This window comes from Pseudomonas sp. RtIB026, from assembly GCF_016861355.2.
In the GTDB taxonomy this organism is placed as follows: domain Bacteria; phylum Pseudomonadota; class Gammaproteobacteria; order Pseudomonadales; family Pseudomonadaceae; genus Aquipseudomonas; species Aquipseudomonas peradeniyensis.
Genome location: NZ_AP023348.2, coordinates 3,729,182 through 3,749,630, shown reverse-complemented (window position 1 = coordinate 3,749,630; position 20,449 = coordinate 3,729,182). Strand labels below are relative to the sequence as shown.

The 20,449-nt window shown below is 67.3% G+C and carries 16 protein-coding genes; 1 reads left to right on the top strand and 15 read right to left on the bottom strand.

Annotated features, from left to right (window positions below; translation table 11 throughout):
- From PRtIB026_RS16830 to PRtIB026_RS16765, 14 genes are read right to left on the bottom strand one after another with little or no spacing between them, the layout of a single operon-like run.
- Entirely contained in the window at nt 1–690 is a 690-nt protein-coding gene (locus PRtIB026_RS16830; protein WP_203646308.1) for a GNAT family N-acetyltransferase, read from the bottom strand.
- A gap of 34 nt (nt 691–724) precedes the next feature.
- Entirely contained in the window at nt 725–2,635 is a 1,911-nt protein-coding gene (locus tag PRtIB026_RS16825) for a hypothetical protein (RefSeq protein ID WP_203646310.1), read from the bottom strand.
- On the bottom strand, nt 2,632–3,936 hold the full coding sequence (locus PRtIB026_RS16820; protein WP_203646312.1) for a lipopolysaccharide biosynthesis protein: 1,305 nt from the start codon (nt 3,934–3,936) through the stop codon (nt 2,632–2,634). The genes PRtIB026_RS16825 and PRtIB026_RS16820 overlap by 4 nt, the downstream gene beginning before the upstream one ends.
- Complete coding sequence (locus PRtIB026_RS16815; protein ID WP_254464886.1) at nt 3,936–4,943, bottom strand: polysaccharide deacetylase family protein; 1,008 nt, start codon at nt 4,941–4,943, stop codon at nt 3,936–3,938. The genes PRtIB026_RS16820 and PRtIB026_RS16815 overlap by 1 nt, the downstream gene beginning before the upstream one ends.
- Nucleotides 4,944–4,952: 9 nt before the next feature.
- On the bottom strand, nt 4,953–6,089 hold the full coding sequence (locus PRtIB026_RS16810; protein ID WP_186735661.1) for a glycosyltransferase family 2 protein: 1,137 nt from the start codon (nt 6,087–6,089) through the stop codon (nt 4,953–4,955).
- On the bottom strand, nt 6,082–7,047 hold the full coding sequence (locus PRtIB026_RS16805; RefSeq protein ID WP_203646314.1) for a glycosyltransferase: 966 nt from the start codon (nt 7,045–7,047) through the stop codon (nt 6,082–6,084). The genes PRtIB026_RS16810 and PRtIB026_RS16805 overlap by 8 nt, the downstream gene beginning before the upstream one ends.
- Nucleotides 7,044–8,414 (bottom strand): O-antigen ligase family protein, encoded by a 1,371-nt coding sequence (locus PRtIB026_RS16800; RefSeq protein ID WP_203646316.1) that lies wholly within the window; start codon nt 8,412–8,414, stop codon nt 7,044–7,046. The genes PRtIB026_RS16805 and PRtIB026_RS16800 overlap by 4 nt, the downstream gene beginning before the upstream one ends.
- Complete coding sequence (locus tag PRtIB026_RS16795; protein WP_232856947.1) at nt 8,411–9,643, bottom strand: glycosyltransferase family 4 protein; 1,233 nt, start codon at nt 9,641–9,643, stop codon at nt 8,411–8,413. The genes PRtIB026_RS16800 and PRtIB026_RS16795 overlap by 4 nt, the downstream gene beginning before the upstream one ends.
- Nucleotides 9,640–11,214, bottom strand: coding sequence for a GumC family protein (locus PRtIB026_RS16790; RefSeq protein ID WP_203646318.1), 1,575 nt, complete (start codon nt 11,212–11,214; stop codon nt 9,640–9,642). The genes PRtIB026_RS16795 and PRtIB026_RS16790 overlap by 4 nt, the downstream gene beginning before the upstream one ends.
- A 14-nt stretch (nt 11,215–11,228) precedes the next feature.
- Nucleotides 11,229–12,248, bottom strand: a complete 1,020-nt coding sequence (locus PRtIB026_RS16785; RefSeq protein ID WP_203646320.1) for a polysaccharide biosynthesis/export family protein — start codon at nt 12,246–12,248, stop codon at nt 11,229–11,231.
- Nucleotides 12,249–12,270: 22 nt separating this feature from the next.
- Nucleotides 12,271–12,918 carry a CpsD/CapB family tyrosine-protein kinase gene (locus PRtIB026_RS16780; RefSeq protein ID WP_203646323.1) on the bottom strand — a complete coding sequence of 216 codons (648 nt, stop codon included), beginning with the start codon at nt 12,916–12,918 and terminating at the stop codon, nt 12,271–12,273.
- 1 nt (nt 12,919) lies between these two features.
- Complete coding sequence (locus PRtIB026_RS16775; RefSeq protein WP_050705463.1) at nt 12,920–13,666, bottom strand: sugar transferase; 747 nt, start codon at nt 13,664–13,666, stop codon at nt 12,920–12,922.
- Entirely contained in the window at nt 13,663–14,727 is a 1,065-nt protein-coding gene (locus PRtIB026_RS16770) for an NAD-dependent epimerase (RefSeq protein WP_203646324.1), read from the bottom strand. Before PRtIB026_RS16770 ends, PRtIB026_RS16775 begins: the two co-directional genes overlap by 4 nt.
- A complete protein-coding gene (locus PRtIB026_RS16765; protein ID WP_203646326.1) occupies nt 14,724–16,073 on the bottom strand; it encodes a UDP-glucose dehydrogenase family protein in 1,350 nt (449 codons plus the stop codon). The genes PRtIB026_RS16770 and PRtIB026_RS16765 overlap by 4 nt, the downstream gene beginning before the upstream one ends.
- Before the next feature lie 384 nt (nt 16,074–16,457).
- Here PRtIB026_RS16765 and PRtIB026_RS16760 point away from each other — a divergent pair, with 384 nt between their 5' ends.
- On the top strand, nt 16,458–18,167 hold the full coding sequence (locus PRtIB026_RS16760) for a sulfatase-like hydrolase/transferase (RefSeq protein ID WP_203646328.1): 1,710 nt from the start codon (nt 16,458–16,460) through the stop codon (nt 18,165–18,167).
- Nucleotides 18,168–18,169: 2 nt separating this feature from the next.
- Here the strand turns inward: PRtIB026_RS16760 and PRtIB026_RS16755 are convergent, their stop codons facing one another.
- Nucleotides 18,170–20,416 (bottom strand): TonB-dependent receptor, encoded by a 2,247-nt coding sequence (locus tag PRtIB026_RS16755; protein WP_244670880.1) that lies wholly within the window; start codon nt 20,414–20,416, stop codon nt 18,170–18,172.
- Nucleotides 20,417–20,449: the final 33 nt, after the last annotated feature.

The following is a 20,449-nucleotide window of genomic DNA, read 5'->3' as shown; positions in this document are numbered from 1 at the left end:
TCAGCCCGCCGTGGCCGAGGAGGCCGGGGCCTCCGGTTTGCGCAATGGCTCCAGGCGCGAGGTGGTGTAGCGGCTCTCGCGGTAGAACCTCCAGCGGCCGAACAGGCAGTACACGTTCATGATCCGTCCTTGCTCCTGATAGCCCATGCGCAGGTGCAGCTTGAGCGCCGGGATGTTGTGCTGTTCGCACACGTCCACCACCTTGGTGCAGCCCTGGGCGGCCATGGCCTTCCACAGCGCCAGTTGCAGGTCCACCGACAATTCGGTGCCCCAGTACTTGCGGATCAACTCGCCACCGAACTCGAAGAACTCGCCCGGTCCGACCGGGAACCAGCAGCCGTAGTAGTGGCGGTCGTGATAGTGGCGGCTGCTGCCCCAGATGAAGGCCACGGCGTCGTTGTCGTCGTCGAGGAACATCAGCCCGGTGTGGCCTTCGGCGGCCAGCTCGCGCATGGTCTCGACCCGGTCGCCGAAGTGGCGGGCGAAGGCCTGCACGTTATGCACGGTGATGCCTTCGACGCGCAGGCTGCCGTAAGGCTTGAGCCGGTGCGGCGGCACCGGGCTGACCAGGTCGCGCTCCATCCACAGCAGCTCCCAATGATAGAAGACGTAGTGCCGCAAGGCGCTACCGAGGGTGTCACGCAGTCCCTTGCGCTTGATGCGATCCTGGATCTTGGCAAATGCAGTCATGGTGCCTCCTGGGCATGGCTGATCGAGGTGCGTCTCATGACGCGCTCCAGGTCAGGGCGAATACGGTCTGCCCTGGCAGTTGAAAACGGACCTGGCCATCGGCGCAGCTGAAGCTGGCGCGGCGGCTCTGGTTGTCGGGGCCGAACAGTTCGAGCTGGCCGGCCGGGCAGTCGCCCAGGACCAGCGCCACCTGTTGCAGGCGCTCGGCCTTGTTCACCCCCAGCAGGCTACGTTGGTGCTGGCGGGCCATGGCCAGGGCGTCGACCTCGAAGGCGTCGTTGTCCAGGGTCAGCACCTGGTCCAGCCAGTGGCGCTGGATGAACTGCTGGGCCAGGCCCACCGGCTTGAGCTCGTAGCGCTGGTCGCCGGCATCGCGCAGCATGCCCTTGGGCCATTCTGGCTCGTCGGCGACATGGAACCAGTTGAGCATGTCGAGCAGGCCGTCGCCGGCGGCGTTGATCACCACCGAGGTCCACCACAGCCCGGCGTAATGGGTGTTCTGTTCGTAGGGGCTGAGGCTCGAGCCACTGGACAGGTTGGTCTGGTCCAGCAGCAATGCCTTGCGTGGCCGGCCCCGGCCATCCAGGCCCACCAGCTCGGCGGCCTGGCGCACGCTGTCGCGGTAGCTGCGGGTGGCGAGTAGGTCGCGGACCATCCATTCGTGCCAGGCCAGGGCGTCGATCTGCGCGCCCTGTTCGGCGAGCAGGCGCCGCGCCCAGTCGATGCCGCGGCGTTGCTTGCCGTCGTCGGTGAAGGGCCCGCCGAGCAGGCGCGAGGAGGCCGGCATGGCGATGCGCACGCCGGCCTCGCGGGCGCCGGGGTATTCGCGCACGCGCCTGGCCATGGCCTGGAAGAAGTCGCGGTAGCTGGCGTAGTCGCGGTAGTTGAGGTTGGGCTCGTCGGCAAAGGCCAGGTAGTGGGTGCCGTTGCCGCCCAGGGCCTTGGTCGCCTCGAGCCAGGCGTCAAGGCCATCGCTGCTGGTGCGGTCGCTGCGCAGGTCGGCGACCCGGGCGCTGCCGGCCAGCAGGGTGATGTCCTGGAGGATGCCGAAACGTTCCTGGTAGAGCTTGCGCCAGGCGTTCTCGAAGTCGGGTTGGCGTTGCAGCACGTCGACGAAGCTGTAGAAACCGGCGGCCTGGGGGCGCAGGGCGTCGAGGGCGGCAAAGCTCGAGGCCGGCGGCAGCACATAGGGCAGGGCCACCCCTAGCCTTGGCGTGGGGCCGAGTACTTTGCTGCCCAGGGCCAGGCGCACCTGGCCTGGTTGCTGGGGCAGGTCGCCCAGGTCGTCGGCACGCTGGGCGAACAGGTTGGCGCTGCCGTCGAGCCAGAACGCCGCCTTGCCGCTGCCCTGCAGGCCCAGGCGCCAGGTCTCGTCGCGGCTGCTGACCGGTAGCGGCAGCTGGTCGAAGCGCCAGTAGGCGCGGTAGGGCTTGAGCGGCAATTGCACGCGGCGACCGTCACCGAGGCGTTCGGCGAACAGCCCGTGGACGCCGCCGTGGTGCTTGCCGGCCAACACCGCCCGTTCGCCGGCCTTGACCCGGAAGTACAGCTCGACACCCGGCCCGACCTCGGCGCTGAAGTGCACCTTGGCCGGCGCGAACAGCGCACGGGTGCTGGCATCGTGCTGGATGCGGTAGTCGCGGAAGCTGTAGCCGGGCACTTCCAGGCGATAGGTACCGCCACCGGCTGCCAGGGGCCAGCGCTGCTCGCCGCGCACCTGCGCGGCCTCGATGCGCCGTTCGCCGGTCAGGCGGCCCTGGCCGTCCAGCAGGTACAGGCGCTCCGGGTTGGCGTCGGCCTGCCAGGCCGGGCGCCACTGGATGCGCAGCTCGTCGGCGCGGGCCGGGAGCAGGTACAGGCTGCCATCGCGGATCTCGCCCCATTGCACGGGCGCGGCGAGCGCCGACTGTGCCAGCAGCGCGGTGCACAGCAGCAGGGCTCTCATGCCGCCCTCCGTTGCAGCATCTGGCGCAGCGGCGCCAGGTCGGCGGGCAGGATGATCAGGGTCTGGCCCAGCGGCACGCCGCTGAGGCGGCAATACAGCACCAGCATGGCCACGGTGACCGCCAGGTAGGCGATGGACGAGGCCGCCGCGGCGCCGACGATGCCCCAGGTCGGGATCAGCAAGACGTTGAGCACCAGGTTCAGGGCGGCGCCCGCGCCCATCAGCAGCGACACCGTGCCAGGGCGGTTCTTGCCCAGCAGGTCCAGGCGCAGGATGCTGGCGTAACACAGGCCGAGCAGGCCCGGCAGCAAGGCCAGCAGCGCCGGATAGGCCGGCGCGTAGTCGGCGCCGAACAGGGTGACGATCAGCCACTGGCCGATCAGCGCCATGCTCAGGCAGGCGCCGAGCATCACTGTGGCGGTCAGGCGCAGGGCCAGGGGTGTCAGCCGCTCCATGCCGGCGTCCTGCTGCAGCAGGCGTTTCATCAGCGGCGTGGTCACCGCCTCGGGGACGATCAGCAGCAGTTCGGCGGCGGCGCTGGCCATGGCGTAATGGCCCAGGGCGGTGCTGCCGAGCATGGCGCCGATGAACAGGTAGTCCGAGCGCAGGATCACCTGCTGGAAGAGCAGATCAGGGTGGCTCTTGGCGCTGTAGCTCAGCAGCTCGCGCTGGCCGCCGCGATCCCAGCGCAGGGTGAGCGGGTGCTGGCGGCGCAGCCACCACAAACCCAGCACCAGCACCAGGGCAATGCCGCACAGCCAGCTGATCAGCGCGGCCTCCAGGGCCTCGTCGCGCCACATCCAGAACAGCCCGAGGAACAGCAGCAGCGGCGCCAGCGATTCGGTCAGGCGCAGGGCGTTGAAGGCGCCGACGCCGCCGCTGGCGTTGTGCAGGGTCAGCAGGCCGCTCTTGAGTACGGTCATCGGCACCGCCAGCAGCAACAGCCAGGCCAGCAGGCCCAGCTGCACGGTAATTTCCAGGTCGCTGCCGAACTCGCGCACCAGCAACACGCAGACCAGCGTCAGCAGCCCGGCCAGCAGGCAGCCATAGACCAGCACCTGGGTCAGCAGCAGGCCCATGTCGCGTTGCTTGGCCGCCTGGTAGCCGACCGCGCTGTTCAGGCCGCCGCTGGTGGCGGCGCTGATCAGGTCGGGCAAGGTGCTGAGCAGGGCGAACAGGCCGCGCTCGCTGGGCCCGAGGATGCGCGCCAGCAGCACGTTGCGCAGCAGGCGCAGGGCGATCATCGCAAGCTTGGTGCCCATGCTCAGCGCCAGGTGGCGCAGGTAGCTGTTGCGGTTCATCAGCGTTCTCCGCGGCTGATGCGCCAGGCCAGCAACGAGGGCCGGCTGGCATTGCGCTGGCTGACGCCGATGCGCGGCAGCGCCAGCGGGTCGTCCTGGCCCTGGCAGATCCCCGGGCGGGTGCTCAGGGCGTAGGGGTAGCGGTGCGCGGCGACCCGCGCGCGCACACGTTCGTCGTGGTCGCCGTTGGGGTAGCAGTACACCGGCAGCGGTTCGCGGCAGCCTTCGTTGAGCGCGGCGTGGCTGCGTTGCAGCTCTTCGTTGAGGCGGTGGTCGTCCAGGTACGGCAGCAGGGCATGGCTGGCGCCGTGGGGGCCGAAGCGCACCAGGCCGGAATCCTCCAGGGCTCGCACCTGCTGCCAGTCCATGGCCTGGGGCAGCGACTCCGGCGGGCAGGCGTCGGTCAGCACATGCAGGGCCTGGGGGCTGAGGCTCTTGAGGGTCTGCAGGTAGCGCGCCAGTACCAGGCTGCGGGCCTTGCTGTGGTCGTGCATGAAGTAGGCCGCAGGCAGTGGCCGGCCGAGCTTGCGCAGGCGCTCGATCAGTTGCCGTCGAGCCTCCTCGCCATGGGTGCCCCACAGGGTTTCGCCGACGCTTTCCCACCAGAAGCGCTGGCGGCTGCCGATGTAGTCGGTGGACAGGAAGATGCTCGCCGGCACCTGGTGGCGTTGCAGCAGCGGGAAGGCGTTGACGGCATTGTCGCGCCAGCCGTCGTCGAAGGTCAGGGCCACTTTGGGGCGGGTATCGCCTCGGGGCTCCTCGTGGCTCTTGAGCAGGTCCATGAGGCTGACGCAGTCGAAATGCCGGGGCAGCCAGCGCAGCAGCCCTTCGAAGGCCCGGGGGCCGACGCACAGCTCGTTGCGATGGGGCAGGGCGGCGCTGGCGTCATCGGCCAGCACCCGGTGCAGCATGAGGATCACCCCGGCGCCGCGCAGTTCGGCGCGGCCACGCGGCGACTTGAAATAGAACCAGCCACTGGCCTGCTTGATGTGGGTCTTGATCGGCATGTCCGTCGCTCATCGATTCTGGTCGGGGTTCCATTGGCTGTAGCTGTGCCCGCGCAGGAACTGCCACAGGCCCACGCTCATGCCGGCGAGGGTGACCAGCACGAAGGCGGCCAGGCGGAACGGGCGCGGCAGGCGGCGGCGGGCGTCGAGCAGGCCGGCGATGGCGGCGGCGTAGCCGAGCAGCTGCAGGGCCAGGGTCAGGCGGTAGAAGCCGGGCTCGATGGCCAGCCACAGGTTGGCCAGCAGCAATGGCAGCAGCAGCACCGGGGCCAGGCGGCGGATCAGTTTGTGGCTGATCAGGGCGATGGCGTACAGGCCGTGACGCGCCGGGTTGAGCAGCTCGCGGCGAGCGGCCAGGCTCAAAAGGCCGCCGACGGTGACCCGCTGGCGGCGGCGGAACTGCTTGTCGGCCTCGTCCACGCCCTGGTCCAGCACCACCGCCTCGGGCACGTAGACAATGCGCAGCCCTGCGGCCGGGGCGCAGGTGCTGATGAAGAAGTCGTCGTTGACCTGCTTGGGAATCGGTTGGTACAGCGCCCGGCGCAGGGCCAGCAGGGCGCCGTCGGCCGAGACCATGCAACCGGTGCGGTTCTCCACCTTGCGCACCCAGGCTTCGTAGTGCCGGTACAGGCTGTCGCCGATGCTCAGGCCCTTGCCCGGGTCGGGGATGATCATGTGCCCGGCGGTGCCGCCAACCTGGGCGTCGGCGAACGGCGCCAGCAGCAGCCCGAGGGTATCGGCCGACCACTGGTTGTCGGCGTCGGTGAATACCAGCAGGTCGCCCGTGCACACCTGCACGGCACTGTTCAGCGCCCCGGCCTTGCCCAGGCGCGGCAGGTCGAGCACTTGCACCCGCGGGTCACCCAGGGCGCGGGCCAGCGCCACGGTGCGGTCGCTGGAGCCGTCGCTGGCCACCACCACCTGCAGCTCGGCGGCCGGGTAGTCCTGGCCGAGCACGCTGGCGAGCTTGGCTTCGATATGCCGCTCTTCGTTGTGCGCGGCGATCACCACGCTCACCCGTTGCGCCGGCAGCGGCGAATGCGTGCGACGGGCAAAGAACGGCGCGGCCAGGGTCAGCAGCAGGGGATAGCCGACCCAGGCGTACAACGGCAGCAACAGGCATAGCCAGAAGATGAACTCAGCCACGGGCGGGCCTCCTTGCGGTGCGGTTGAACAGGCTGAGGATGAACGCCGCGCCGGCCAGGTGCAGGCGCAGCCAGTGCAGGCCCCAGAGTTGCAGGGTGAGCAGCGGGTCACGGTGCCGGCGGCTCTGGCGCAGGCTCAGGAACAGCGCGGGCAGGGCGCTGACCAGCAGGAAGAACAGCGCCACATGGGGGAATCCGTCGAGCAGGGCCGACAGGGCCATGGCGTCCAGCACCCACGCCCCCACCGAGAGTAGCGGGAAGCGCAGCAGGCGCAGGCTCACGCCATGGCTGCGCAGCAGTTGCAGGTGGCTGCCCTGGCGCCACATCTCCTTGCCCAGCCATTCGCGCCAGTTGGCCTCATAGCCCCAGTGCAGCACCGCGGGCTGGCGCAGCACGCGCAGGCGGGCGCCGGACTCGTGCAGGCGCAGGGTGAAGTCCTTGTCCTCGCCGGTGCGCAGGCGCTCGTCGAAACCACCGACCTGCTCGAACCAACTGCGGCGCATCAGCAGGTTGGGGGTGGGCAGCCAGGTGCAGTCCTGCACCGTCTGCCCGGTGCGCAGGGTGCGCCGCTGCCAGGCCTGGGCGAACCACGGGGCGTGGCGCGGGGTGTCGCAGTCGAGGGCGAAGACATCGCCTTCGCCGCGACGCTGCAGGTCCAGCAGCAGGTCCAGCCAGTGCTCGGGCACCTCGATGTCGGCGTCAAGGAAGGCCAGCCATTCGCCGTGGCTGGCGGCTACGCCGGCGTTGCGCAGGGCACCGATGGCCACCCCGGGCAGCGTCAGCACCTGGGCGCCGTGCTCGCGGGCGATCCGCGGGCCGTCGTCGCTGGAGCCGTTATCCACCACGATCAGCTCGCAGGCCAGGCCCGCCGCGCTGGCCGAGCGCCGGGCGGCGTCCAGGGTACGGCCGATATGGCGGGCCTCGTTGAACATCGGGATGACGATGCTCACCCGGCTCATCGGGCCACCTCCACCGGCTGTTGTTCACGGGCCTGGCCCAGCAGCACGCTGGACAGCGCCAGCATCAGCCACAGGTACTTGTGGCTGGGGGCGCTGAGGAACATCAGGAACAGGCCGATGGCCAGCATGCTCATGGTCAGGTGGGTCATCAGGTCGGCGCGGTCCGCATCGCCGGCCGCGCGGAAGGCGGCGCGGGCCTGCCAGAAGTTGCGCAGGGCCAGGGCGATCATGCCGACGAACAGCAGGCCCGCCGGCAGGCCGACCTCACTGAACAGCTCCAGGTAGGTGTTGTGGGCGCGGCGGTAGAGGTCGGTGGTCTTGCTGTTGACCGGGGCGAAGGCCTTGGAGAAGCCGGTGTCGGCATAGTGCAGCGGGAAGGTGCCGGGCCCGGTGCCGAGCAGCGGGCTGTGGCTGATCATTTCCTTGCCCACCACCAGGTAGGAGGCGCGGCGGCCCAGCGATTCGTCCTGGTGCGCGTTGACCCCGGACTTGAGCAGCATCAGCGACTGGATGCGCTCGGCGTAGCCCGCCGGCATCAGGGCCACGCCCAGGGGCAGGACAATGGCCAGGCCGAGCATGGCGAAGCCCAGGTGGCGCGGGCGGATGCGCGTCAGCTGTTCGCGGTAGTTGTACAGCACGATGCCCAGGCTGATCAGCAGTACCACCAGCCCCGAGCGCGATTCGGTCTTGGTCATGCCCACCAGCAGCAACAGGCAGCAGCCGGCCCAGAACAGCTTGACCGGGATCTGCCGGGCCTTGATCGCCAGCCACAGCCCCAGCGGCATGGCGATGGTGATCAGCAGGGCGAAGGCGTTGGGGTCGAGCATGGCCGAGGCGCGGCCCTGTTCCTGGTACTTGGTGGAGAAGATCGCGAACAGGCAGGTGACGCACACGCTGACGGTGATCAGCCGGGCCAGCATCGGCAGGTTGAGGTCGCGGCCGACCAGCAGGGTGATGACGAACACCACCAGGCCCACCAGCAACTCGCGCAGGTGACCGCCCGACAGCGCCAGGTCGTCGCTGGCCCACAGGCTCAGCAGGTACAGGGCCATGAACGGCAGCAGCAGGCGCCATTGGTTGCTGCGCAGGCGCTCGCCGGGCAACTGGCGCACTGCCAGCTGCAGGCTGAGGATCAGCACCAGGCCGATGCCCACCAGCTTGGCGCCGGACACCAGGCCGTCCTTGAGCAATCCCTCCAACGGCACCAGGGTGGCGATCGCCAGCAGGCCCCAGGCTGGCTTGCGGTACAGCACTAGTACGCCGGCCAGGCCGATCACGCCGCCGGGGGCCAGGAATGGGTAGGGGCTGGCCAGCAGCCCCAGGCTCAGCAAGGCCACCAGGGCCACCAGCGACAGGGGAATGATCATGCGACAACCTCCTCGGCCGTGCCCCGGTACACCAGGGCCCAGCGGTGTGCCAGGGTCGGCAGGTGGTAGCGTTCGCGTTGCGTGCGGCGGGCGCCGGCGACCAGCTCGGCGGCCTGCGCGGGATCCACGAGCAGGGCCTCGAGGTGTTCGCCCAGTTCAGCGCTGGCCAGCGGGGCGGCCAACAGACCGTTGCGCCCGTGTTCGATGACGTCGGGAATACCGCCGACACCGAAGGCCACTACTGGCACGCCGTCCTGCATGGCCTCGAGCAGGATCATCGGCGTGCCTTCGGTGCGCGAGCTGATGACCAGGGCGTCCAGGCGCTTCATCCAGCCGCGCATGTCGCGCTGGAAGCCCGGCAGGGTGATGCGCGCGGTGAGACCGGCGGCGTCGATGCGGGCCTGCAGGGTGTCGCGCTCGGGGCCTTCGCCGAGCATCACGGCGTGGACCTGTGGGTGGCGCTGGCACACCGGGATCAGGGTGTCGAGGAACAGGTCGGGGCCTTTTTCGCTGGACAGGCGGCCGACGTAGGCGGCGAGCCAGGGGGCCTTGTCATGATCGCAATCCCTGTAGGAGCGGCCTTGTGCCGCGATCGGCCGCGAAGCGGCCGCCGCTGCGGGGTAATCCGATGTGCCTGACTTATCGGCGTGGGTGGCCTTGGGGCCGCGTTGCGGCCCATCGCGGCGCAAGGCCGCTCCTACATGATCTTCATCAGCCGTGCAGGCCTCGGGCAGGCCGTTGGGAATCACCCGCAACTTGGCCTCGGGAACGCCGGCATCGCGGTGGATGCGGGCGATGCTCTCGGCCACGCACACCACCGTGTCCACCGTCGGCGTGCGGCACAGTTGCAGGCTCAGCCAGGTGTAGAAGCGCTGCTTGCGGCTGCGCGGGGTGAAGCCATGCTGGGTGCTGACCATCGGCAGGCGCCACAGGGTGGCGCCGATCCAGCCGAACAGCTGGCCCTTGAAGTTGTGGCTATTGACCAGCGGACGTTGGCCGCGCTGCGCACCGAGTACCTTGAGCACCGCCCCCAGCCCCCGGCAGGTGTCGCATTCGACCCCGGCCTCGCGAAAGCGCGCCACCAGCTCCGCCGGGGCATCGAGAAACAGCACCCGATGCTGGCCGGGGGTCGCCTGGCAGTGGTCCAGGAGCATGCGCTCGGCGCCGTAGAATCCGCCACTGCCGAGCAGGTGCAGGATCGGCCGGCCGGCGTGCAGCGCGGCGTTCAATTGCGCACCCAGTGCCACAGGCGTGGCAGCGACCAGCTCTTGTGCGGGTTGGGCAGCGCCGGGGCCTGGTCGTTGATCACCAGCAGCACCGGCAGGCCCAGCTCGTGGCTGATCTGCGCCGGATGCTTGAAGCGATGGTCGAAGAACTCCCTGACGTAGACCACGGCGATCGCCAGCAGCAGGCCGGTGACCAGGCCGAACGGAATGATCAGGCCAGGTTTCGGGAAGCTCGCCGCAGTGGGCTCGTAGGGGGCGCTGAGGATCCGCGCGTTGGACTGGCTGCCGTCGAGCAGGCCCTGGCCGCGGCTTTCCTCGTAACGCTGGGCGTAGGTGGAGAAGGCCTTGTGCAGGGCATCGATCTCGGTGTCCAGCTGGCGGGTCTTGCTCTGGGTCTCGCGCAACTGGAGGATGCGCTTGCTGTAGTCGGCGATGCGCTGGGTCTTCTGCTCGATCACCTGCTGGGTCACGGCCAGGTCCTGCTGGCGCTCGCGGATGCGGTTCTCGACGATCTTGAGGAACTGCGCGCGCAACTGGGCGATTTGCTGGCGGGCCATGACCATCTGGTCGGAGCCTGGCTGGAACACCGTGGCGTCGCCGTTGTAGCGGGCCAGCTGGGTGGTCAGCTGTTCGCCGAGCTGCTTGATCTCGCGGTCCTCGAAGGCGACGTTGTCGACCGTGGTGGTGAAGGTGTAGGGGAACGCGTAGTCGGCCATCCTCGCCTTGCTGGCCGCGGCCAGGCTGCTCTGCAGGTAGTCGAGCCACTTCTGGTTCTGCAACTGGCGGTCACGTTGCAGGTTGAGCGCCTGCTCCTCGGTGTTGATGGCGTTCAGCCGGAAGGTGATCTCTTCCTTTGGGTCAGACGAGCCGATGGCGGTCAGCAGGCCCAGGCGCTGGCTTTCCAGGTCGCCCAGGCGGGCCTGGTAGTGCAGCTTCTTCTGCTCGTAGAACGCTTCGGGCAGCTCGTTGGACTGCAGGTCCTGGCGGTTGGCCAGGAAGTTCTCCAGCAGGCGACTGACGAACAGCGTGCCCAGCTTCGGATCGTCGGCGCTGTAGGTGATGGAGATCACGTTGGAGCCGGGCAGGGTCTCGACCTTGAGGTCCTTGACCGCCTGGTCGGTAAGGGTGTCGAGCTGGGTGTCGCGGTCATCGGCCACGCTGTTGCCGAACAGCCGGTGCAGCGGGTCGAATACCGCGTGGCGCACCGGGTCGAGCACGGTACGGCGCAGCAGGCCGGGCTCGTCCGGGTAGTGGCCTTCCTTGCGCAGCTCGCCGATGGTCTGGCGGATCAGGGTCGGCGAGCGCAGGATGTTGCTCTCGGTCTCCATGTCGGCCAGCGACGGCGGGATGAACTGGTCGGCCTGCTGGCTGAGCGCCGAGGTGGTGTCGCTCTGCGAGAGCTTCTTGGACTGCACGATGACTTCGGCGGTGATGTCGAAGCTCTGCTTGAGCACCAGCGGTAAAATCACCGCGATCACCGCGAACACCAGGAACACCCGTTTCACCAGCTGGCGGTTGGCGAAGAAGATGCGGAAGAACTCATGTACGTAGTTTTCTTTGGGTTGCGTGGTCATGGTTCGTCCCCCGGTCAGTCGTCGCTTTCTTTGTTGTCGACGCGGTAGCTGAAGCTGAAGCCGAAGCCCTGGAACAGCACCACGTCGGCCAGTTGCCGGGACAGCTCGGCGGCGCTGGCCAGCTTGGTCTTGGGCACGTAGAGCATGTCTTCGGGCTGCAGGTAGGCGAGTTTCTGGGTGCCGCCGGACAGCGCCTGGTCGACGTCGTAGTTGACCGCGTGCACGGTGTTGCCTTCACGGCGCATGATCACCACCGAGCCGAGCTTGGCCTTGAGGGTCGGGCCGCGGGCCAGGGTCAGCGCTTCGAGCACCGATATTGGGCGGCGGATCTGGAAGGCGCCGGGCTGGCCGACTTCGCCGAGCACATAGATCTCGTTGGCGGCGGTGGACTTGAGCAGCACGTCCACGCTCATGCGCCCGGGCAGGGTGGCGTAGCGCTCGTTGAGGTAGTCGCGCAGCTGGTTGACGGTCATGCCCTGCAGCGGCACCGAGCCGATTTCCGGGAAGGTGGCGCGGCCGTCGTTGCCCACGGTGATGTCGCGGCTCATGCCGGTGCCGGGGTGGTTGAGGGCGTTCTTCAGGTTGACCTCGTCGGTCATTGGGCTGATCACCCGCACGGTGACCTGGTCACGGTTGGGCTTGAACACCCGCTTGTCCTGGTAGGCCTGGCGGATGGCGCTCTCGGCCTCGCCGGGGGTCATGCCCTCGACGCGCACCGCGGCGTTGGTGCTGGGCAGGGTGATGCTGCCGTCGGGCTGCACCAGCTGGTTGCCGTTCAGGCCGCTGGCGGCCATGAAGTTCAGGTCCAGGGTGTCGCCGGACTGGATGCGGTAGACCCCGGCCGAACGGTTGCTGACGTGGAAGATCACCTCCAGCACGTCCTGCGGGCGCAGCACCTGCTCGCGGCGGGCGACTTCGGTGGCCTGGCTCTCGGCCGGCGGCGCGGTGAGGATCTGCACCGGCATCTGGCGGTCTTCCTGGCTGGCGCAGCCGGCCAGGGCCAGCACGCACAGGGCAATCGATGGGTATCTCATGGCGTTCATCCTGTGCGGCCTCTCAGAGATTTTCGTACAGCCACTTGGGCATGTAGTACTTGCGCTTGTTGAACACGCTGCCGATCAGTCGCGCGCCGGCCTGGGTCAGGCGCTGGCTGGCGGCCTGGGCGACTTCCCAGCGGGTCTCCTCGGCGCAGACCACCAGGATCACGCCGTCGACCAGGGTGCCGATCACCAGGCTGTCGGCGCTGGCGTAGATGGCTTCGCCATCGATCACCACGAAGCGGTACTGGTTGCTCAGCTGGTGCAGCAGCATGCGCAACTGCTCGTGGTCGAGGCGGTCGCGGCCGCGTTTCCAGGTGCCCACCGGCAGCACGTCGAACGGCTGGTCGGACAGGCGCACGATGCAGTCCTGGGCCAGCGGCGGTGTGTCCTGGTTGAACAGCAGGTCGCTGTAGCCGCGCAGCTTGCCCAGGCCCAGTTGCTGGCTGAGGCCGCCGGGGCTGAGGCTGGCGTCGATCAGCAGCACGTTGCCCGCGCTCATCAATGCCAGCTGGCTGGCAAAGGCCAGGGCGCTGGTACTGGTGCCGCTGCCGGTGTTGGCCGCGGTCAGCAGCAGGGTGCGCTGGTCGAGGTCGAGCACGGTGGAGGTCAGGTTGGTCTCGCTTGGGGTAGCGATGGTCAGACTTCTTGAGGATGAACCGTCCATCTCAGCTTGCTCCGTGGCCAGTGAACACTTTGAACGGGGTCTTGAGCAGGATCTTCAGGTCCAGCATCAGGCTCTGTTCGTTGATGTAGCTCAGGTCCAGCTCTACGCGTTGGTCGAAGTCGATATTGCTGCGCCCGGAGATCTGCCACAGGCCGGTCATGCCCGGGTAGATCGACAGCCGTGCCAGGTGGTTGTCGTGGTAGCGGTAGGCGTTGAACGAGGTGGGGCGCGGGCCGACCAGGCGCATGTCGCCGGTAACCACGTTGATCAGGTTGGGCAGCTCGTCCAGGCTGCTGCGGCGCAGCCAGCCGCCTATCGAGGTGATGCGCGGGTCCTTGTCGATCTTGAAATCGATGGATTCGGCGCCGTGCTTGTTCAGGTGGCGCAGCGAGTCCTTCAGCGCCTCGGCGTTGGCCACCATGGTGCGGAACTTGTACATGCCGAAGGCGCGGCCCCGGTAGCCGGTGCGCTTCTGCACGAAGAACACCGGGCCCTTGCTCGACAGCTTGATCAGCAGCGCCAGCACCAGGAAGACCGGCGACAGCAGCAGCAGCAGGGTCAGCGCGGCCAGGCACGACAGCACGCGGTTGGTCCGCGACAGCGTCCACGGGCGGCCCCCGGCACGGCCGGTCATCCAACCGCGGCCCTGCATGTGGATGGCGGCATCGATGCGCTGCCGGTGCGCCGGGTCCATGCGTTTGTCCTGGTACAGCGCCTGCAGTTGCGCGCTCTTGGGTTGTCCTGTCATACCGCCCTCCGCTGATCTGGCTGCTCGCCCGTGGGCGCCGCTTCGCTGGCGGCGGGCGAGTGGTAGCTCTTGAACCAGGCGACGAAGCGCCCGAGCCCTTCATCAAGGCCTATCTGTGGGGTGAAACCGGTGACCCTGGCCAGGGCGCTGGCGTCGGCGCAGGTGGCCAGCACATCGCCCGGTTGCAGCGGCAGCAGTTCGATCACCGCGTTGCGCTGCAGGTGTTTTTCCAGCAGGGCCAGGTAGTCGAGCAGCTCCACCGGGCGCTGCCCACCGATGTTGTACAGGCGCCAGGGCGCGTGGCTACTCGCCGGGTCCGGGTTGAGCGCGTTCCACTGCGGGTCGGCGACCGGGGGCAGGGGGATCAGCCGCACCAGGCTTTCGACGATGTCGTCGATGTAGGTGAAGTCGCGCTGGTGACGGCCATGGTTGAACAACTGGATCGGCCGGCCTTCGCTGATCGCCTTGGCGAACTGCATCGGCGACATGTCCGGGCGGCCCCAGGGGCCGTACACGGTAAAGAAACGCAGGCCGCTGCAGGGGATGCCATAAAGGTGGCTGTAGCTGTGGGCCATGGCCTCGTTGGCCTTCTTGGTGGCGGCATACAGCGACAGCGGGTGGTCCACCGGATCCTGCACCCGATAGGGCGTCTGCTGGTTGGCGCCATACACCGAGCTGGACGAGGCGTACAGCAGGTGCTTGACCGGATGGCGGCGGCAACCTTCGAGAATGTTGAGAAAACCGGCCAGGTTGCTGTCCAGGTAGGCTTGCGGGTTTTGCAGCGAGTAGCGCACGCCGGCCTGGGCCGCCAGGTGCACCACCACCTCCGGACGCTCGCTGGCGAACAGCCGGGCCATGCCGTCGCGATCGCCCAGGTCCAGGCAGTGCAGCGGGAAGTCGCCGACCGTCTGCCGTACCCAGTGCACGCGGGCGTGCTTGAGCGCCGGCTCATAGTAGTCGTTGAAATTGTCCAGCCCCACCACCTGGTGCCCCTCGAGCAACAGCTGACGGCAGGTGTGGGCGCCGATGAAACCGGCCGCGCCGGTCACCAGCACTTTCATGGCGCATCCGCCTGCGGGGCGATCTGGCGCAGGCCGATGCCGCTGTAGTGCAGGCCATGGGCGGCAACCTGCTCGGGGTTGTACAGGTTGCGCCCGTCGACGATCACCCGCTCGCGCAGCTTGCTGGCCAGCATCGAGAAGTCGACCACGCGAAAATTCTTCCACTCGGTGCAGATCACCAGGGCATCGGCGTCCTGCAGGGTGTCGTCGCGGGTGGCGCACAGGTGCAGGTCGTCACGGTAGCCGTACAGGCGCCGGCACTCGTCCATGGCTTCAGGATCGTAGGCGCGCACGGTGGCGCCTTCAGCCCACAGGGCCTCCATCAGGTAGCGGCTGGGGGCCTCGCGCATGTCGTCGGTATTGGGCTTGAAGGCCAGGCCCCACAGGGCGATGGACTTGCCGGCCAGGCCCGACAGGCGCTGCTTGAGCTTGGCGAAGAGGATGCGCCGCTGCTGATCGTTGACCTCGTTGACGCTCTGCAGCAGGCGCAGCGGCATGCCGCTGTGGGCGGCGGTGTGCAGCAGGGCCTTGATGTCCTTGGGGAAGCACGAACCGCCGAAACCGCAGCCTGGATAGATGAAGTGGTAGCCGATGCGCGGGTCGGAACCGATGCCCCGGCGCACCGCCTCGATGTCGGCGCCCAGGTGTTCGCTGAGGTTGGCCAGCTCGTTCATGAAGCTGATGCGGGTGGCGAGCATGGCGTTGGCGGCGTACTTGGTCAGCTCGGCGCTGCGGTTGTCCATGAACATCAGCTTTTCGTGGTTGCGGCAGAACGGCGCGTACAGTTCGGCCAGCTGGTCATGGGCGACTTCGTCGAGGGTGCCGACGATGATCCGGTCCGGACGCATGCAGTCGGCCAGGGCGCTGCCTTCCTTGAGAAACTCGGGGTTGGACACCACGCGCACCTGCAACTGGCCCTTGCCCAGGCGCTGCAGTTCGTCGCGGGCCAGGGCCATGACCTGGTCGGCGGTGCCCACCGGCACGGTGGACTTGATGATCAGGGTATGGTCGGTCTCCATCAGCGCGGCGATCTGCCGGGTGACGTTGAGCACATGGCTGAGGTCGGCCGAGCCGTCCTCGTCGGGCGGCGTGCCGACGGCGATGAAGATCAGCTCGGCGTGGCTGACCGCATCGCTGGCCTGGGTGCTGAACAGTAGGCGACCTTCCTTGATGTTGTCCTCGAGCAGGTCCGACAGGCCCGGCTCGCTGATCGGCGGCACACCCTGGCGCAACTGGTTGATCTTGTGGGTATCGACATCCACGCACAGGACCCGGTGACCTACGTCCGCCAGGGCTGCTGCCTGTACCAGTCCGACATAACCGGTGCCAAAAACGCTCACGTCCATGCGCGGTGCCTCGTATGGATGAGTAAGGGAGATGAAACAGTGGTGTGAATTGGGTATAGCTCAGCCCGGTGGATTTGCGTCAAAGCAATGGCATGTTTCGTCGAATTTACAGACCCTGGCGAAACGGGCGTTCTGCCACCAACCTGTTTCCAATCCGTGTGTTAGCGCGCATAGCTAGTGGCAATTGGCCGTTCGACGAACCGATGAACGGTTGGACGCACCGAAATAAGCGGGTTGCAGACGATAGGGAGAATCAACAACAACTTGCGGCAGGTGCCAGATTCTGGTGTCGGTATGTCGTCGGAATTTTGACTTTTTTGCGTTGTAGTTTGTTTCACAGCTGCTACGGTTTGAGGAGATTCCCATGACCGGAGTGGCCGAAACATGCGCGGATGGATCAAGCTTTTGCTGTTGCTGGTCTATCTGGCCAGCTTTCATGCCTATTACCGCGAGCGCATAGAAGCCCTGGGTATTGGCCTGCCACTGGTGCTGTACCTGGGGATCTTCGCTGTATTGGCTCTGGCCCTGCTGCTGGCCGCGTTCAGCCGCCCCGGCTGGCTGCGCTGGTCGCTGGCGCTGGCGTTCACGGTCAGTGCGATCTTTCTCGACGCTTATAACCGCATCACCGACTCCTACCTGACCTATAGTGCATTCGTGTCCATGGTCTATGCCGGCGGTTTCGTCCAGGAGGCCCTGCAGCAATATCACTACGCTATTACCCTGGCCGCGGCACGGGCGCTGTTGCTGCTGTTTGGTCTTGGCTTGCGCCCGGGGCCGACCCCTCGGCTACCGTGGCTGTTGCCACCCGTGGCACCGGTGCTGGGTCTGCTGGTGCTGATCGCCATCCTGTTCGTGCGCGCCGGCGAGGGCGCCCGCGGGCTGCCGGTGATGTACACGCCGCTGGCCTATCTCAGCCTGTTCGGCTACGAGACCCTGCACGACCATGTCGGGCCGCGCCAGCCAGTGACCCTGGCCCAGGCGGGGCCGGCGATGGCGCGGGATATCGTGCTGCTGATCGACGAGAGCATCTCGGGCAACTACCTGGACCTGAACACTCCGGCCGGGGTCACCAGCCACCTGGGCCAGGCCCAGTCCGGCGTGTCCATCGTCAACTTCGGCTATGCCGCGTCCATCGCCAACTGCAGTGCCGACACCAACGTCACCCTGCGCTATGGCGGCACCCGCACCGATTACCTGCGCATCAACTCGACCCAGCCGTCGATCTGGCAGTACGCCAAACGCGCGGGCCTGGGCACGGTGTATATCGATGGCCAGCGTACTGGCGGCAACTTGCAGAACCTGATGACCGAGACCGAGAAGCGCGATATCGACCAGTTCATCCAGTTCGACGACACTCCTGTGGTGCAGCGCGACATGGCGGCGCTGGAGCGCCTGGTGGCGCTGCTCAAGGATGGCAGGCCGCAGCTGATCGTGGTGAACAAGGTCGGCGCCCACTTCCCGGTGCATGACAAGTATCCGGATGACTTCCTCAAGTACCAGCCCGCCTTGCCTCGGGGGCGTTACGTCGATATCGCCGACACCGGCACCCGCGATGGATTCGATGGCCGTCCGCAGGACTGGGTGTTGTATCGCAACGCCTACCAGAACACCGTGCTGTGGAATGTCGGCGAATTCTTTCGCCGGCTGTTCGCCGAGGGTGATCTCAGCCAGGCCGTGGTGCTCTATACCTCCGACCATGGCCAGGACCTGCATGAGCGCGGCAATCCTGGCCTGAACACCCATTGCGACAGCGATCCTGTGCCGGAAGAGGGCCTGGTGCCATTGGTGGTGATCCAGGGCGAGGGCCTGCGCACGCTGGACTGGCAGGCCCATCTGCAGGCCAACCGCAACGCTTCCAGCCATTACAACCTGTTCCCAACGCTGCTCAAGCTGATGGGTTATGACGGCACGGCCGTGAGCGCGCGCTACGGCCGTTCGCTGGACATGCCGACCGACGACCCGTTCACCTTCAACGTGCGTTTCAATGCGCGGCTGGGGGCCAAGCCGGATTTCCGTCACATCGACCTGGGGCAGGTGGTCACGCCCGCCAGTGTCCTGGCGGGGCAACCGATGCCGGTAGGCAAGGCGGACTGAGGTCAGAAATCGATGCTGGCAGACAGCTGTACCGTACGCGGCGCACCCAGCCCCAGGCTGGTGAGCAACGGCATGCCCCAGTAGGCCTTGTTGGTCACGTTCTCCACTGTGCCGCGCAAGGTCACCGGGTGGTCGGCCACCTGCAGCCGGTAGCGGGCACCGACGTCATATATCGTGTAGCCAGGAATCGACTGGCTGTTGTCGTCGCTGATGTACTGCTTCGACACGGCGGTGGCGTTGGCGGTCAGGGTCAGGCCATCGAGCAGTGGGGTGTCCCACTCCACGCCCAGCTTGCCTTGCAATTTCGGCTGGCCGGTGGCGGTCTTGCCTTCCTCGGCGGGGTTCTCGGCCTTGGTCACCTTGGGGTCGAGGCGCGCCACGCCGCCCATCAGGCGCACATCGGTCAGCGGGGTGCCGAAGAAGCTCCACTCGAGCCCGCGGTTACGCTGTTCACCACCGAAGGAGAACACCTTGGTCACCGGATCGGTGAAGCTGCTGGGGCGTTCGATCTGGTACAGGCTCAGGGTGTGGGCGAAGTCGCCAAGGTCGAGCTTGATGCCGACTTCCTTCTGCTTGGACTTGTAGGGGGCGAACACTTGGCCGGCGTTGGGCGCGGTAATCGGGGCGATGGCACCCTTGCTCAGGCCTTCGATGTAGTTGGCGTACAGCGACACTTCGTCGGTGACCTTGACCAGCACCGCTGCCGCTGGCGTCGTGGCGCTTTCGTTGTAGCGCGTGGTGTGCGCACCGGTGCTGACGTTGAAGCTGTCGGTCAGCACCTGCTGGCGACGCACGCCCAAGGTGAGTTGCAGGCGCTCGTCGAGGAACGACAGGGTGTCGGCCAGGCCGTAGCTGCTCAGGCGCGACTCGGTGTGGGAGATCGGCGGGTAGCTCCTGGCGGCCTCCGGTCCCCAGACAGGGTGGTAGATGTTGTTGATCCACTCGGCCCCCGGGACGTTACGTCGGCCATAATCGTGCTGCTTGTCCGAGTAGTGCGTGGCGTTGAGTGACCATTGGTGACCGACACCGAACGTGTCGAAATGGCCGCGCAGGCCGGCCTCGCCCGAGGTCTTCTTGAGGTCGATCTTCAACTGGCCCATGTTCGTCTCCATGTCTCCAGCGGTGTTGAACACCTCGGCGAGCATGGTGCCACTGTAGGCATAGTCGGTCTTGCTGGTACCGGCCGCGGCATAGGCCATGAGGTTGTCGTTGAGGTCGTACTCGCCGCGCACGATCACGCCCTTGTCGCGGGTCTGGACGAAGCCCCAGTCCGGGTTGAGCAAGGTCTCGGACTTCGGCGGCCGGGGCACTGGCACGCCTGCGGCCAGGCCGATGCCGCGGTTCTGGCCCCTGACCCGGTCCTCGCTTTCGTACAGGTCGGCGGACAGGCGCGCCCGCTCGCCGCGCCAGTCGAGGCCCAGGGCGTTGAGCTCGGCCTTCATGCGCTGATGGTCGGTCGCGGTGTCGCCGTCGCGATAGACACTGTTGAAGCGCACGCCGAACTGCTGCTGCTCGCCGAAGCGGCGGCCGACGTCGAGGTGCCCGCCGAACTGCGCGTCGGACATGTAGGTGGTGGTGATTCGGGTCAGCGGTTCGGCGCCGGCGCGCTTGGGCACCAGGTTGATGCTGCCGGCCACCGAGCCGCCCGGCGGCATGCCGTTGAGCAGGGCGGACGGGCCTTTGAGCACCTCGATGCGCTCGTACATCTCCGGCGAGATCCGGTAGTAGGGCGCCATGCCGTACAGGCCACCGATGCTCACATCGCTGATGTTGGAGTTGAAGCCGCGGATCGAGTAGTTCTCGCTGTAGGTGCCCTTCAGGCCATTACTGAACACCGCGGGGTCGGTCGCGGCGATCACGTCGGTGACGGTCTGGGCCTGGGTGTCCTGGATGTACTGGTCGGTGTAGCTGATGGTGCTGAACGGCGTCTCCATGAAATCCTTGTTGCCCAGCAGGCCGACCCGGCCACCCGAGGCCACCTGGCCGCCGGCGTAGGCGGGGGGCAGTGCGCTCGGGGCGTCGAGGTCGCCTTCGACCCGGGTCTCGGTCAGCTCGAGGCTGCCGCTGGCCTGGTCTTGGCGGGATTTTTCCACTTCCTCGGCTCGTTCCACGGTCTGCGCCGCGGTCACGCTCATGGAGGCACCGCCCAGGCCGAGCAACAAGGCCATGTGCACGGCGGCGAAGGTGCGATTGAGGTCGAAGTGGGGCACAGCCGGCTGCTGCGCCGGGCTGACACGCTGTTGCGACATGCTGGATTCCTTTCGATTCGCAAGTGAGTGAAG

Bases quoted from the DNA above. Each gene is read 5' to 3' on its own strand.
- PRtIB026_RS16830 (WP_203646308.1), bottom strand. From the start codon at position 690: ATGACTGCATTTGCCAAGATCCAGGATCGCATCAAGCGCAAGGGACTG.
- PRtIB026_RS16825 (WP_203646310.1), bottom strand. From the start codon at position 2,635: ATGAGAGCCCTGCTGCTGTGCACCGCGCTGCTGGCACAGTCGGCGCTC.
- PRtIB026_RS16820 (WP_203646312.1), bottom strand. From the start codon at position 3,936: ATGAACCGCAACAGCTACCTGCGCCACCTGGCGCTGAGCATGGGCACC.
- PRtIB026_RS16815 (WP_254464886.1), bottom strand. From the start codon at position 4,943: ATGCCGATCAAGACCCACATCAAGCAGGCCAGTGGCTGGTTCTATTTC.
- PRtIB026_RS16805 (WP_203646314.1), bottom strand. From the start codon at position 7,047: ATGAGCCGGGTGAGCATCGTCATCCCGATGTTCAACGAGGCCCGCCAT.
- PRtIB026_RS16800 (WP_203646316.1), bottom strand. From the start codon at position 8,414: ATGATCATTCCCCTGTCGCTGGTGGCCCTGGTGGCCTTGCTGAGCCTG.
- PRtIB026_RS16790 (WP_203646318.1), bottom strand. From the start codon at position 11,214: ATGACCACGCAACCCAAAGAAAACTACGTACATGAGTTCTTCCGCATC.
- PRtIB026_RS16785 (WP_203646320.1), bottom strand. From the start codon at position 12,248: ATGAGATACCCATCGATTGCCCTGTGCGTGCTGGCCCTGGCCGGCTGC.
- PRtIB026_RS16780 (WP_203646323.1), bottom strand. From the start codon at position 12,918: ATGGACGGTTCATCCTCAAGAAGTCTGACCATCGCTACCCCAAGCGAG.
- PRtIB026_RS16775 (WP_050705463.1), bottom strand. From the start codon at position 13,666: ATGACAGGACAACCCAAGAGCGCGCAACTGCAGGCGCTGTACCAGGAC.
- PRtIB026_RS16770 (WP_203646324.1), bottom strand. From the start codon at position 14,727: ATGAAAGTGCTGGTGACCGGCGCGGCCGGTTTCATCGGCGCCCACACC.
- PRtIB026_RS16765 (WP_203646326.1), bottom strand. From the start codon at position 16,073: ATGGACGTGAGCGTTTTTGGCACCGGTTATGTCGGACTGGTACAGGCA.
- PRtIB026_RS16760 (WP_203646328.1), top strand. From the start codon at position 16,458: ATGCGCGGATGGATCAAGCTTTTGCTGTTGCTGGTCTATCTGGCCAGC.
- PRtIB026_RS16755 (WP_244670880.1), bottom strand. From the start codon at position 20,416: ATGTCGCAACAGCGTGTCAGCCCGGCGCAGCAGCCGGCTGTGCCCCAC.